Annotated in this window: 13 protein-coding genes; 5 read left to right on the top strand and 8 right to left on the bottom strand. The window is 57.4% G+C overall.

The annotated features are described in order from the left end of the window. Positions 1 to 26 precede the first annotated feature (26 nt). The 5 genes from ACR0AJ_RS07285 to ACR0AJ_RS07265 all read right to left on the bottom strand — a co-directional run bounded on the left by ACR0AJ_RS07285 (position 27) and on the right by ACR0AJ_RS07265 (position 4,696). Positions 27 to 1,148, bottom strand: coding sequence for an ABC transporter ATP-binding protein (locus ACR0AJ_RS07285; protein WP_170358774.1), 1,122 nt, complete (start codon positions 1,146 to 1,148; stop codon positions 27 to 29). Positions 1,149 to 1,193: 45 nt separating this feature from the next. After that, complete coding sequence (locus ACR0AJ_RS07280; RefSeq protein WP_480646903.1) at positions 1,194 to 2,264, bottom strand: methyltransferase domain-containing protein; 1,071 nt, start codon at positions 2,262 to 2,264, stop codon at positions 1,194 to 1,196. 100 nt (positions 2,265 to 2,364) lie between these two features. Further along, positions 2,365 to 3,477, bottom strand: coding sequence for a DNA alkylation repair protein (locus ACR0AJ_RS07275; protein WP_480740469.1), 1,113 nt, complete (start codon positions 3,475 to 3,477; stop codon positions 2,365 to 2,367). 3 nt (positions 3,478 to 3,480) lie between these two features. Then, the gene (locus ACR0AJ_RS07270; RefSeq protein ID WP_480740468.1) at positions 3,481 to 4,260 is read right to left on the bottom strand and encodes an SDR family oxidoreductase; all 780 of its coding nucleotides are present in this window, start codon (positions 4,258 to 4,260) and stop codon (positions 3,481 to 3,483) included. A gap of 73 nt (positions 4,261 to 4,333) precedes the next feature. Further along, on the bottom strand, positions 4,334 to 4,696 hold the full coding sequence (locus ACR0AJ_RS07265) for a nuclear transport factor 2 family protein (RefSeq protein WP_170358779.1): 363 nt from the start codon (positions 4,694 to 4,696) through the stop codon (positions 4,334 to 4,336). A 109-nt stretch (positions 4,697 to 4,805) separates the two neighbouring features. Here ACR0AJ_RS07265 and ACR0AJ_RS07260 point away from each other — a divergent pair, with 109 nt between their 5' ends. From ACR0AJ_RS07260 to ACR0AJ_RS07245, 4 genes are all read left to right on the top strand, one after another. Next, entirely contained in the window at positions 4,806 to 6,413 is a 1,608-nt protein-coding gene (locus ACR0AJ_RS07260; RefSeq protein ID WP_480740466.1) for a peptide chain release factor 3, read from the top strand. 44 nt (positions 6,414 to 6,457) lie between these two features. Continuing rightward, positions 6,458 to 7,222, top strand: a complete 765-nt coding sequence (locus ACR0AJ_RS07255; RefSeq protein ID WP_170348924.1) for a hypothetical protein — start codon at positions 6,458 to 6,460, stop codon at positions 7,220 to 7,222. Beyond that, entirely contained in the window at positions 7,215 to 8,153 is a 939-nt protein-coding gene (locus ACR0AJ_RS07250; RefSeq protein ID WP_480740464.1) for a glycosyltransferase family 2 protein, read from the top strand. Before ACR0AJ_RS07255 ends, ACR0AJ_RS07250 begins: the two co-directional genes overlap by 8 nt. 186 nt (positions 8,154 to 8,339) lie before the next feature. Further along, positions 8,340 to 9,698, top strand: a complete 1,359-nt coding sequence (locus ACR0AJ_RS07245) for a DEAD/DEAH box helicase (protein ID WP_170348926.1) — start codon at positions 8,340 to 8,342, stop codon at positions 9,696 to 9,698. Here ACR0AJ_RS07245 and ACR0AJ_RS07240 read toward each other — a convergent pair. The 3 genes from ACR0AJ_RS07240 to ACR0AJ_RS07230 are packed head-to-tail and all read right to left on the bottom strand — an operon-like array spanning position 9,695 to position 11,698. Further along, the gene (locus tag ACR0AJ_RS07240) at positions 9,695 to 10,597 is read right to left on the bottom strand and encodes a DMT family transporter (protein WP_170549251.1); all 903 of its coding nucleotides are present in this window, start codon (positions 10,595 to 10,597) and stop codon (positions 9,695 to 9,697) included. The genes ACR0AJ_RS07245 and ACR0AJ_RS07240 overlap by 4 nt on opposite strands. Before the next feature lie 20 nt (positions 10,598 to 10,617). Beyond that, positions 10,618 to 11,502, bottom strand: a complete 885-nt coding sequence (locus tag ACR0AJ_RS07235) for a fatty acid desaturase (RefSeq protein ID WP_170348928.1) — start codon at positions 11,500 to 11,502, stop codon at positions 10,618 to 10,620. Beyond that, a complete protein-coding gene (locus ACR0AJ_RS07230) occupies positions 11,495 to 11,698 on the bottom strand; it encodes a DUF2061 domain-containing protein (RefSeq protein WP_170348929.1) in 204 nt (67 codons plus the stop codon). The genes ACR0AJ_RS07235 and ACR0AJ_RS07230 overlap by 8 nt, the downstream gene beginning before the upstream one ends. A gap of 107 nt (positions 11,699 to 11,805) precedes the next feature. Here ACR0AJ_RS07230 and ACR0AJ_RS07225 point away from each other — a divergent pair, with 107 nt between their 5' ends. Continuing rightward, entirely contained in the window at positions 11,806 to 12,672 is an 867-nt protein-coding gene (locus tag ACR0AJ_RS07225) for a helix-turn-helix domain-containing protein (RefSeq protein WP_170533052.1), read from the top strand. Positions 12,673 to 12,728 lie beyond the last annotated feature (56 nt).

The raw sequence follows: 12,728 nt of genomic DNA, 5'->3' as shown, positions 1-12,728 counted from the left end.
TTGAGCCTAAACTACGTTTTCAGGCCCTAAATGGGGAAAACAAAGCACCGATCCCGGCGAATGGTCAGCCACATGACCCGTCCCGGATTTGGCACGAAAACATTCGGCACCGTGGCCTTCAGAACGGAACCATCATGGTCCATGCGGAACTCGACCAGGCTTTCGTTGCCTAAGAACCGCGCTCTCTCGACCGTGCCGCGAGCCGCAACGCCATCGGTTGCCGTGGGCAGCGGGCCTTTGCCATTGCGGTCAAAGTCCAACCGCACGTGCTGTGGCCGGAATACAATCTCAACATCTGTGCCGTCGGGAATGCCCGGCGCTAGAAACTGACCAAAGGGTGTATCGGCCAACGCTCCATTCACTTGCGCTTGTAACACGTTGACATCACTGAAAAATGCCACAGCCGCTTTGTCAGCCGGACGGGTATAGACGTTGTAAGGCGCACCTTGCTGCACGATCTTGCCGCGGCGCATCAGTGCGATCTCATCAGCCATGCGCATCGCCTCTTCGGGCTCGTGCGTCACCAACACAACGGCGGCATCTTCTTCCTTGAGGATCGCCAGCGTCTCATCCCGAATACCGTCGCGCAGCCGGTTGTCGAGGCCAGAGAACGGCTCGTCCATCAGCATGATCCGTGGACGCGGGGCCAGTGCGCGGGCCAGAGCGACACGTTGTTGCTCGCCCCCGGACAGGTGATGCGGGAATTGGTCGATGAAGTGGATAAGATCAACTTTGCGCAGTAACTCATCAACGCGCGCGCGCTTTTCTTCTTTATGCCCCGTCAGGCCAAAGGCCACGTTGTCGGCTACACTTAAATGCGGAAACAGCGCAAAATCCTGAAACATCAGGCCGATCTCGCGGCGTTCGGGCGGAACCCGGAACACGGTGTCGCAGATTAGCTTGCCGTCGACATAGATCTCACCGGACTCCTGCATCTCAACCCCGGCGATCATGCGCAACGTGGTCGACTTGCCGCACCCCGAAGGCCCAAGCAGGCAAGTCACTTTCCCTGCTTCAACCGTCAAAGAGACGTCGTCAACTACAACCCGCCCCTCGTACCGTGCGTTAAGATTGCGAATTTCCAGACGAGGAGGAGTTACGTCTATTGTCACCGATGGGCCTCGTTGCCTTTTCCCGATCAAATTCATCGGTCTTAGGCGGGGATAGCAACCCCGCCCGTCCGGTGCAAGTGATCAGCAGCAGCCGCCCGAGGTAGCCTCGCCGGTCGACGCGCTCGTGATCGCGCCGGTGGCTTCAAACGGGCTTTCGCCGCCGCAACCATCGAAGATGCCATAATGCGTAGAGAAATCACCGATAAAGTCGAAATGCCGCGCGAAACGGGTATCGTTCAACATCATCCATGTATTGCCGCAGACCGGAAACACCTTGCCTGTCTCGATCGCGTGGTGGTCATCTAGTTCGAACAGATGTGGCGCGTGCGGGATGGTGCCTTTGTAGATGACGGCCTGCCCGTAATCCTCGCAAGCGGGTTCCAGTACGGACAGTTTGAACAGTCGATAAGTCGCCGACAGGAACTTCAGCGGTGCGACGCGTTCTTCCAGCACAGGGTTCTCAATGGTCAGCGGGCGGTGCGTGACGCGGCGTGGATCACCGAACCCCGCCTTGCGCGACATCGACAGAAAATCGTTCCAGTACAGTGCGCCGGACAGGCATTCGCCGTACAAAACTTCATCTTTGGCCATGGCCTGCGGAACACGACGGTCGGCGTAGACGTCCGAAAAATACATCTCACCACCCTCTTTCAGCAGACGATGGGCACCGCGTAGGACGGCCTCTTTGTCGGTGGCCAGATTGATCACGCAATTCGAGACGATGATGTCGAAGGAACTAGGTTCCAGGTCCAGCTCATCCAACTTTTCGATGTAGCCGTGATGGAATTCTACGTTGCTGGCGGCATGACCAAAGGCCTGCGCGTGGAAATCCTGATGCGCGCGAGCGACGTCTAGCTGTTCCGGCGTCATGTCGACCCCGACCACGCGACCCTTTTCACCCACCATCGCAGACAGGGCATAAACGTCGCGACCAGCCCCGCAACCCAGGTCAAGGATGCTCATCCCCTCCAGATCCAGCGGCGCGATCAGGCCGCAACCATAGTAGCGCGTCAGCACATCATCATGAATTTTCGAGAGGATCTTTTTGACATGGTCCGGCATGTCATCGGGAGTACAGCAAGCGTTGGTTTGCAAATCCGCGCTGCCCTGAAGGACCTCGCCATAGTAATTCTGCACTGATTCATGCTTCATCGCAGCACCCCTTTCCTCACTGGCTGCTTCGCAGCTAATGCAGCACTGCCGCCTGTGCAACCACTGCTACCAATTTTGACAAAAGCGTGAGGGTCCTGCCCTAGCCCAGCAGGTCGAAATCGACCGAGGCGCGAACCCGCCCATTCACCTGAATCTCTAGCCGATGTGCGCCGGGGACCAGCTTGAACGTGGTCGCATTGCCTTTCAGCTTGTGCTTCTTGGTCAGACTCAGCGCACCATCGCGCAAGGTCGCCTGCTTCAGCTTATGCACCTTGGCCGAAGTTTTGCCGCCAGGGCGTTGAAAATGAATGATATAGTCGACCAGAACAGGTTGATCCCCCGCACCGGTCAACGCGACATCAAACTCAAGCGCCCCACCAATCCGCGCCTCTTGGTTCACCTGCACGCTTGCGGTTATCTCGGCCTCGGGATCGAAGCCCAACATCTTCATGGCACCGGGATGGCCTGCCTTCACCAGCCCCCGCAGCGTATGTGAGGTCATCCAGCGCAGTTCGTCCCGATCCTGTGTCCCGGTTTCGGACCAGTCCTGTAACCGGTCCAGCACCAGCGCAGGGTCTTTCTTGGTGATGTCGTTCAGATGGTTCGCCACAGACCGCGTAACATAGCGTGTTGGGTCACTATGCAGCCGGTCCAACAATGGCAGCGGGTCGGTCAGCTCCAGCCCTACCGCCTGCCCCCAAGGCAACCGTGGTCGTGTGCCTTCACTGACCAGACGGCGCACGTGATAGCTGTCATGCCCGCACCATAGTTCCATCCGCGCCAAGACCTGATCCGGATAGCGGTTGAGGAATGGGCGAATGGCCCACTCCATCGAAAATCGTTGGGTCAGTTCTTCAAGCACGTCCAAAGCCAGATCAGGATACTCCAACCCCACTGAAACGATCCAATCCCCCAAAGGCGCAAAGATGAAATCACCGAAATCATCATCTGTTTTGGTTGGGTCCAAAGGCGGTGGCAGTGCGCGCAGAAGGGTTGGCGCGACAGTCGGCAGCTCTCCGGGTACGGCCTGTTGCAGGCAGTCGGCGATCCAGGCCATGCGCTCTTTCAGTTCAAGCTCCAGCAGCCGCGACATGACCTGCGCCTCGAAAGCCTTGGCATCAAAGGATGGATCAGCATCGGCGAAAAGGCCCGCTAAAAAACAGGTCTTTTCCGCATTAAACAACTGATCTTTGAGCGAGAAGTTCTGTGCCATGACTCACATCGTCAGATTGGTTCCGCCACCGTCCAGCAGTATATTCTGCCCGACGATAAAGCCGGCGTGTTGCGAACACAAAAACGCGCAGGCCGCGCCGAATTCCTGCCGCGTCCCATACCGACGTGCAGGGATCGTCCCGACGCGTTCGGCGCGCGCCTGATCCATGGAAATTCCTTTTTGTGCAGCCACGCCACCATCCAGCGAATCCGCGCGATCCGTCGCGTGAATGCCCGGCAGTAGGTTGTTGATCGTCACTCCACGCGGCGCGACTTGTCGCGCTGTACCAGCGACATAGCCGGTCAAACCAGTCCGCGCCGCGTTGGACAGGCCCAAAGCAGGGATCGGCGCACGCACGGATTGCGACGTGATGTTGACCACCCTGCCCCAGCCCTTGTCCATCATCCCCGGCAACAAGGCTTTCATGAAGGCAATCGGTGTCAGCATATTTGCATCCAGCGCCTTGATGAAATCGTCACGATCCCAGTCCGACCACAGTCCGGGTGGCGGGCCACCGGCGTTTGTCACAAGTATATCAACGCCCTGCGCGGCTTCGATAACTTGCGCCTGTCCGTCTACCGAGGTCACATCGCAAGCCACGGTTTTCACATCGACGCCATATTCGGACCGCAAACGAGCAGCTTCGGCATCCAACGCCTCGGCCCCGCGCGCGTTCATCACCAGATCAACCCCAGCTTCGGCCAACGCCTCGGCACAGCCTAAACCCAGCCCTTTTGAGCTTGCACAAACCAGCGCGCGCTTTCCGCGAATTCCCAGATCCATTTGATCCTCCCCATCTGTTGTTGCCCGCATGTCTAGCACCGGCCAGACAGGGAAGACCAGAAGTCACAAAGCTTCAGTAAAAGAACTCTTCGCGCACGATTTTTCCGTTTGCGACGTGATAGATACCGACCTCTTTCATATCGAAGGTCTCACCACTTTCCTTAACCTTGCCCTGCACTTCGAAAATTACGGCAAAGCGATCGTCGCCGTGCAAATAAGGCTCACTGACCGACGCGCCCGAGACCTCATGCGCGCCTTCCCACCATTCGTGTTTGCCGCGGATGCCCTCGACGCCGTGTGTTTCACGCCCCATACCTTCCATCTCTTGCGCTTCGACCGAAACGGCATCAGGCGCGTATAATTTGTTTAGGTTTTCCTTGGCCCGGTCCTCACGACACCCAGCGACCAGTTCGTCTGCGATTTCTTTCAAATTCATTGATCCTCTCCATCTTTTGTTCACTATTTGTTCTTATTGGCATAACCATACGATTCTGAACACCCCCTTTGTCTTGCTTCGGCAGGATTCCCCGCCTATACGCGCGTTCATGCTTGATACCGCCACCAACCAACCCGTATTGCCGCCCGAGATTGCCCGACGCCGGACATTCGCCATCATCTCGCACCCGGATGCGGGCAAGACGACGCTGACTGAAAAGTTCCTGTTGTACGGGGGCGCGATTCAGATGGCCGGTCAGGTGCGCGCTAAGGGCGAGGCGCGGCGGACCCGGTCGGACTTCATGCAGATGGAGAAAGATCGGGGCATTTCGGTCTCGGCCTCGGCCATGTCTTTCGATTACGGGGACTTTCGTTTTAATCTGGTGGATACACCCGGCCACTCAGATTTTTCCGAGGACACCTATCGCACGCTGACCGCCGTGGACGCCGCCGTTATGGTGATCGACGGCGCGAAAGGTGTGGAAAGCCAGACGCAGAAACTGTTCGAGGTTTGCCGCCTGCGCGATTTGCCGATCCTGACCTTCTGTAACAAGATGGACCGCGAAAGCCGCGATACGTTCGAGATCATCGACGAAATTCAGGAGATGCTGGCCATCGACGTCACGCCCGCTGCGTGGCCGATCGGCGTGGGTCGCGATTTCATCGGCTGCTATGACATGCTGCGCGACCGACTGGAATTGATGGACCGCGCCGACCGCAACAAGGTAGCTGAAAGCATTCAGATCAACGGTCTGGACGACCCCAAACTGGCCGAACACGTACCCGAGCATCTGCTGGACAAGCTGCTGGAAGAGGTCGAGATGGCGCGCGAGCTGCTGCCTACTCTGGACCCGCAGGCGGTTCTTGAGGGGCACATGACTCCGATCTGGTTCGGCTCGGCGATCAACTCGTTCGGGGTCAAGGAACTGATGGAAGGTATCGGCGCCTATGGCCCGCAGCCGCAGGTCCAGTCCGCTGAACCCCGACAAATTGCGCCTGATGAAAAGAAGGTCGCCGGTTTTGTCTTTAAGGTGCAGGCCAACATGGACCCCAAGCACCGCGACCGGGTTGCATTCGTCCGCATGGCAAGCGGTCATTTCAAGCGCGGCATGAAGTTGACACACGTGCGATCCAAGAAACCGATGGCGATTTCGAACCCCGTGCTGTTTCTGGCCTCTGACCGCGAACTGGCCGAAGAGGCCTGGGCCGGAGACATCATTGGAATCCCCAACCACGGTCAGCTGCGCATCGGTGACACCCTGACCGAGGGCGAAGCGCTGCGCGTGTCCGGGATCCCGTCATTCGCACCGGAATTGCTGCAAACTGTCAGGGCAGCCGACCCGCTGAAGGCCAAGCATCTGGAAAAAGCCCTGATGCAATTTGCCGAGGAAGGTGCAGCCAAGGTTTTCAAGCCATCGATTGGTTCGGGCTATATCGTCGGCGTCGTTGGTGCGCTGCAGTTCGAAGTCCTCGCCAGCCGGATTGAGATGGAATACGGTCTACCCGTCCGGTTCGAGGCGTCGCAGTTCACCTCTGCCCGCTGGGTGAGCGGTGACAAGGCCGAGGTTGAAAAGTTCGTCAACGCTAATAAACAGCACATCGCCCATGATCATGACGGCGACATCGTCTATCTGACGCGCTTGCAATGGGATATCGACCGGGTCGTGCGTGATTACCCCGAGCTGAACCTGACGGCGACCAAGGAAATGATGGTTTGATCCGGGTCTTGTAGTTTGGGCACCGTTCTCTAGGGTTCCGAAGCATGGCGGATTTGGATCAGGAAAACTATCCCGGCGGCTTCTATTCGGTGATGCGCCATCTGGAACGCAAAGAGGTTCCTTATCGCGATCCACAACGGGTACTGCCGCCGCCGGATGTTGATCTGAGTGAACTTGCCCAAACACCCGTAGAAAAACCTGACCCGGACGCCAGCTTTGACCACAAGCAGGACGCGCGCAGGAAGTACCACGCGCTGCAGCAGGAATTTTCTGGCCAATCGCTGCTGCATCTTGTTCACGCAATGTGCATCGCATTGCTGCGCCGGCATCCGTCACCGGCTGAGGCACGGGCGCTGTTTCTGCGGATGTGGCGGGAAAAGGGTTCAGAGTTAGCGCGGGACCTGCCTGTGCGTTGGCTTATTTCCTCGGCAACCACATTCGCCGACCATGGCGAAACACTGGATCAGCGCTTGGGCGGACAGGGTCTGTTCCTGTTGTACGATCTGATCAAGCTGCATGATAGCGAGCGTCGGGTATCCCTTCGTCCAAACGATCAAGCCTTTGAGACGCAGGGTGAAAAACACCACGACGTTCCATTGGCATTCGGCATGGCGGGCTATTCGCTACGGAATGGCGATCTGGATCGCAACCTTTTGGCACGCCTTTGGCGTCATGCAGAAAACGACGCGGTGTTGCGCCCGCTGGGGTACCGGATGTTGAAACTGGTGATGTACGACCCGCGCAGCATTTTTGGGCGCATCCAGCACTACAAGACCCGGCAGTCCCTGTTGGATCACATTGATGACTGACGGCTCTGGCTGGGGCATTGTTTCAACGGTTCGGGGCCCTGCCCCGGATATCCTGCGATTTGTTGCCTATCACCTCGATCTTGGGGTCGACCTGATGCACATCTATCTGGATGAACCCAATTCCAAAGCTTTCGATGCCCTGGATCGGCATCCGAAGGTCGACGTGCATACATGCGATGAGGCCTTCTGGGCCAGCCGCAAGCGTGAACGGCCCGAACGGCATCAAAACCGTCAGACCGCAAATGCGTCATTCACCTATCGCAAGACCAATCTGAATTGGTTGGCCCATATCGACATGGACGAGTTTCTGTGGACGGACCGTCCCATTCCCCAGCAACTGACCGATGTTCCCAACCACATCCCCGCTGTACGTGTCCGCCCGATCGAAGCCGTGGGCGGTGGCACGGATCTTTTTAAGGCGCATCTTCCAAAGACCCCCCACCGTGACGCCCTCGTACAATCGCTGTACCCGCGTTATGGCGCGTTTGTTTTGGGTGGGTTCTTCAGCCATTTGCAAGGTAAGCTGATCGTCCGGACGGGTTTGAAGAAACTGAGTTTTCGTATCCACAACCTGTTCCAGGAAAAAACACTCTTGCCCTGCAAGTTCGAATTGCCGGGGTTGGAGCTGTGCCATCGACACGCCCCCGACTGGGAACATTTTAAGGCTCACCTTCGATTTCGCCTGGCGCGTGGCTCGTATCAGCCAGGAATGTCCCTGAATGTTCCACGTGAACGGGGCGGCATGAACATGAACGAATTACTCAGCTGGATCGAGGCCAAAGGCGGCATGGATGGGCTGCGTGCATTTTTTGACGAAATCAGCGGTGCAGACCCCGACGTGAGAACCCGTCTGGAACAACATGACCTGATCCGATATCGGCCCCTGGATTTGGACGAAAAAGTCAGGAAACACTTTCCCGGAAGTGACTGAATTGTTGCGAGAAATCCGCAGATCGAGCACAGTAAAAACCTTAAAGAGGTCTTCATTTGACCATACCCGGCGTTTTTGTTATGTCCCCCTCCAAGCCGAAATTGCGCAATGCAGCGTATGGCCATCCGGGCCCGGCACACCTTTGACGCGCGGGCCAGGTCTAATGTCCGCATGAACCGGACTTACATGACAAAATTTAACGAACTGAACCTGAACCCGAAGGTCCTCAAAGCCATTGAGGAAGCCGGATACGAATCCCCCACCCCGATCCAAGAAGGCGCAATTCCACCTGCGCTGGAAGGTCGTGATGTATTGGGGATCGCCCAGACCGGCACGGGAAAAACTGCAAGCTTTACGCTGCCGATGATCACAATGCTGGCACGGGGCCGCGCGCGCGCGCGGATGCCACGGTCGCTGGTGCTGTGCCCGACACGGGAACTGGCTGCACAGGTCGCCGAGAATTTCGACACCTATAGCAAACACCTGAAACTGACCAAGGCGTTGTTGATCGGAGGCGTCAGCTTCAAGGAACAGGACGCACTGATCGACCGTGGCGTCGATGTTCTGATCGCAACTCCCGGCCGACTGCTGGACCATTTCGAACGCGGCAAACTGCTGTTGACCGGCGTGCAGATCATGGTCGTGGACGAAGCTGACCGGATGCTGGACATGGGTTTTATCCCCGATATCGAGCGCATCTTCTCGCTTACGCCGTTCACCCGCCAGACGCTGTTCTTTTCGGCCACCATGGCGTCCGAGATTGAACGCATCACCGACACTTTCCTGTCTGCCCCCGCGCGGGTCGAGGTTGCCCGACAGGCGACCGCCTCGGAAACCATTGAACAGGGCGTGGTCATGTTCAAAGGCGGCCGTCGCGATCGAGAGGCCAGCGCCAAGCGCAAGGTCTTGCGCGCACTGATCGATGCCGAGGGTGAAAAATGCACCAACGCGATCATCTTCTGTAACCGCAAGACAGACGTTGATATCTGCGCAAAGTCGCTAAAGAAATACGGCTATGACGCCGCCGCGATCCACGGCGATCTGGACCAATCACAGCGGATGAAAACGCTGGACGGTTTCCGCGACGGCTCGTTGCGGTTGCTGGTTGCCTCGGACGTGGCTGCGCGTGGCCTTGATGTCCCGTCGGTCAGCCATGTTTTCAATTTCGACGTCCCCGGCCACCCCGAGGATTACGTTCACCGCATCGGCCGCACCGGTCGTGCCGGGCGCGATGGCAAGGCGATTACTATCTGTTCGGGTCGTGACGAAAAAGCGCTGGCTGCGATTGAAAAGCTGATCCAGAAGGACATTCCAAAGCTCGACAATCCGGTCAAGGACGAACCCAAAGCCGACACGCAGAAGCCTGAGAAAAAGACCAAGTCTGCCGACACGCAAAAGAGCGAAGGCAAAAAGAGCGACCGCAAAAAGGACAAAGAACCTAAAGGTCGCGGCCGTCGTTCGGATAACGGCAACGCGGTTGTGGGCATGGGCGATCACCTGCCCAGCTTCATTGCCCTAAGCTTTGCCGAGCGCCGTGCTGGTTAAATCGCCAGCACCAGCGCCAGGATCGACAACCCCAACAACGCCATCCCGGCGATCTCACGCCGGGTAATGGTCTCACGGAAAAACAGGATCGATGCGAACAGGCTGAGCAACAGTTCGACCTGCCCCAGCGCTTTGACATAGGCCGCGTTCTGCAAGGTGAACGCAAAGAACCAGCAAAACGATCCGCCCAGACTGGTCAAACCGACAAACACCCCTGTTCGACGTGTCTGCCACACCGCAAGCAGTTCGGTCCGGTCGCGCCACAGCAGCCATAGCGCCATGCTGAGGAACTGGAACGTCACAACCGCGGCCAGAGTGATCAGAGCGCGAAACCACGCGTCGATATCACCCAGTTCAAGCGACGCACCCCGGTAACTGACGGCGGAAAAGGCGAACAATACGCCTGACCCCAACCCTAGGCGCGAGGCCCGGTTGGTCAGATGTTTCCACCACGCCCCGTCGCCTCCGGGTGATTTGGACAGCAAAAGCACCGCCATCAATCCCAGCAAGATCGCAACCAGACCCCCGTACGAGATCTGATCGCCCAGCACCAGAAAACCGACAATGGCGGTCTGAATTACTTCGGTTTTCTTAAAGGTAATCCCAACCGCAAAATTTCGTTGTTTGAACAAAGCGACCACGCAGATCGTTGCCAGAATTTGCGCGGTGCCACCGATGACAGCGTATACCCAGAACCACCCCGTCAGCGGCGGCAGGCTGAAGCCAGTCACTTGCAGCGCCACAATCAGCCCCAAAAGCGCCAGTGGCATCGAATACGCGAACCGGGCAAACGTCGCCCCGGCCGCACTTAGCTTTACGGTGCTGAGGGATTTTTGCAGCATGAACCGCACTGTCTGGAACGAGGCGGCAGCAATTGTGATGGGAATCCATAAACTCATGGCCCCCTTGTGTCGCTAAATCAAGGCTTTGGCCAGAGAGGATGTTCCACCGGATCCTTGGCCCGCAGGAAATACGCCTTAAAGATCTGCGCGTAAGACCGGTAGACATAAGCCTCATTCCGGGTCTGATACCGGTCTTTGCTGGCGCGATATAGCGCAGGCAGGCGGTACCACGGCGCACCAGGATTCATGTGATGAACCACATGCAGGTTGTTGTTTAAAAACAGAAAAGCCAGCAACCCACGATCTTCGATAATCACAGTACGGGCCTGCGGATTTTCATGCGCGCGGTGTTCAAGGAAGGTGCGGATCTTCACCAGCCCCAGCCCGATATAGGCGGACAGAACATACGCCCAAATCGGCATTGCCGAGTGCCCGACCACCCACAAAACCAAGGCCACCCCAACCAGATGCAGCGCCCAGGCCCGCAGGATGCCAAGGTCGCCCAGCAACGCACCGCGCAATTCATTCCGCGTGAATATGAATTGGCCAATCGCCGGACCCAGCACCATGCGCCCCAACAATGTGTTGTTCACAGACAGCAGCCATCGCTGCCACCCGGCCAATGCGCCCCAGACCTGTGGATCCAGATAGTTGGTTTCAGGATCGTCATAGGGGTCGGTCAACGTCTCATCCCGGTGATGGGCCAGATGCAGGTCGCGGAACCTCTGATACGGGATGAACAGGGTCAGAGGCAGCGCCATCAGGCCCTCATTCAGCCATTTTGTACGAAACGGGTGGCCGTGCAGCGCCTCATGCGTCAACGAGGAATGGAGCGCCGCAACCAGACCCATCACCGGAATTGCCAGCCAAACCGGCATCAGGAAAATCACCGCCAACCACGCCCCATAGCAAGCCAGGATCAGGGCGAACGTGCCCCATTCGGGTGCAGCGGGCCTAGACATTGCGCCCCCATGAGATTTTGGCCCAGACGCGCTCGTAAATAACGTACATCGTCAATCCGATGGCCGTATTTACAATCGCCAGTGTCCCGCCCACAGCCGCCGAGCCAGTCGCGACCAGCCCGACCAGTGTCATCACCAGCAAGCCCATCGCATTCCACAGCACCGCTTTCACGACTGATCTGCGCCGTGTTTCCATTCCGTCACCCATATTATTGTTGTGTCTTCAAAATTACGGGTCACGGCATCCGTTGAAAATTCTGAATATGATTAACAAAACTCATCAACTGTGATATTTTTAAACATATGCAGGAAAAAATCGACAAAAGAGACCGCGCGGCACAGTTCCGTACTCGCCTAGCACGGGCGATGGAGGAGCGACACGTCAGTCAAAGTGCGCTGGCGCGTCAGATTGCGGTGGACCGTTCGACCGTATCGCAGCTTTTGACGGGTGAAGGCGCGCGCTTGCCAAATGCACATGTGGTAGGCAGTTGCGCCTCGGCGCTGGGGGTTTCGGCGGATTGGCTTCTGAGCCTGTCCGACCGACCCGAAAGCGCAGCGGAATTGTTGGCCAGCTCGCTCACAATGACCGAAGCACCACGTGCGCTGGTGGATGAGCGCATCTTTGAGTGGCATCAAGAAGCCGCAGGGTACAAAATCCGTTATGTTCCAGCGACTTTGCCCGACATGTTAAAGACCCGCGCGGTGCTGGAGTGGGAATATGCCCCGCATCTGGGGCGGACGGCGGATCAGGCCATCGGTGCCTCAGCTGACCGGCTGATGTGGATGCGCAGCGCGCAATCCGACTATGAAATCGCCATGCCGCTGTATGAAATCGATAGTTTCGTCCATGCGCGGGGCTATTACGACGGTCTTTGTCCCAAAATCCGGTTGGAACAGATCGACCATCTGCTGGAGATTTGCCAACAGCTCTACCCGCGTCTTAGAATCTATCTGTTTGACGCAAAACGGCTTTATTCCGCTCCGGTCACGATCTTCGGCCCTTTGCTGTGTGTTTTCTACGCCGGCAGCCACTATATGGCCTTTCGGGACCGTGATCGGATCGAAACCTTCACCCGCCATTTCGACCGACTGGTTCGCGAGGCTGACCTGACTGCGCGCGACTTCACAGAACACCTTAAACGGCTGCGCACGCAAATTTCCGACCACTAAGGATGCACCTAAGCCTGTCTTGTGCTATCGTCATTCGGCGCGAACCTTCGGGTATT

This window comes from Ruegeria sp. CJ9 (assembly GCF_056536625.1).
Note: the sequence above shows the minus strand (reverse complement) of the source record. Positions and strands in the feature narration are given on the sequence as shown.

Coding starts and splice junctions, on each gene's coding strand:
- ACR0AJ_RS07285 (WP_170358774.1), bottom strand. CDS start 1,148: ATGAATTTGATCGGGAAAAGGCAACGAGGCCCATCGGTGACAATAGAC.
- ACR0AJ_RS07280 (WP_480646903.1), bottom strand. CDS start 2,264: ATGAAGCATGAATCAGTGCAGAATTACTATGGCGAGGTCCTTCAGGGC.
- ACR0AJ_RS07275 (WP_480740469.1), bottom strand. CDS start 3,477: ATGGCACAGAACTTCTCGCTCAAAGATCAGTTGTTTAATGCGGAAAAG.
- ACR0AJ_RS07270 (WP_480740468.1), bottom strand. CDS start 4,260: ATGGATCTGGGAATTCGCGGAAAGCGCGCGCTGGTTTGTGCAAGCTCA.
- ACR0AJ_RS07265 (WP_170358779.1), bottom strand. CDS start 4,696: ATGAATTTGAAAGAAATCGCAGACGAACTGGTCGCTGGGTGTCGTGAG.
- ACR0AJ_RS07260 (WP_480740466.1), top strand. CDS start 4,806: ATGCTTGATACCGCCACCAACCAACCCGTATTGCCGCCCGAGATTGCC.
- ACR0AJ_RS07255 (WP_170348924.1), top strand. CDS start 6,458: ATGGCGGATTTGGATCAGGAAAACTATCCCGGCGGCTTCTATTCGGTG.
- ACR0AJ_RS07250 (WP_480740464.1), top strand. CDS start 7,215: ATGACTGACGGCTCTGGCTGGGGCATTGTTTCAACGGTTCGGGGCCCT.
- ACR0AJ_RS07245 (WP_170348926.1), top strand. CDS start 8,340: ATGACAAAATTTAACGAACTGAACCTGAACCCGAAGGTCCTCAAAGCC.
- ACR0AJ_RS07240 (WP_170549251.1), bottom strand. CDS start 10,597: ATGAGTTTATGGATTCCCATCACAATTGCTGCCGCCTCGTTCCAGACA.
- ACR0AJ_RS07235 (WP_170348928.1), bottom strand. CDS start 11,502: ATGTCTAGGCCCGCTGCACCCGAATGGGGCACGTTCGCCCTGATCCTG.
- ACR0AJ_RS07230 (WP_170348929.1), bottom strand. CDS start 11,698: ATGGAAACACGGCGCAGATCAGTCGTGAAAGCGGTGCTGTGGAATGCG.
- ACR0AJ_RS07225 (WP_170533052.1), top strand. CDS start 11,806: ATGCAGGAAAAAATCGACAAAAGAGACCGCGCGGCACAGTTCCGTACT.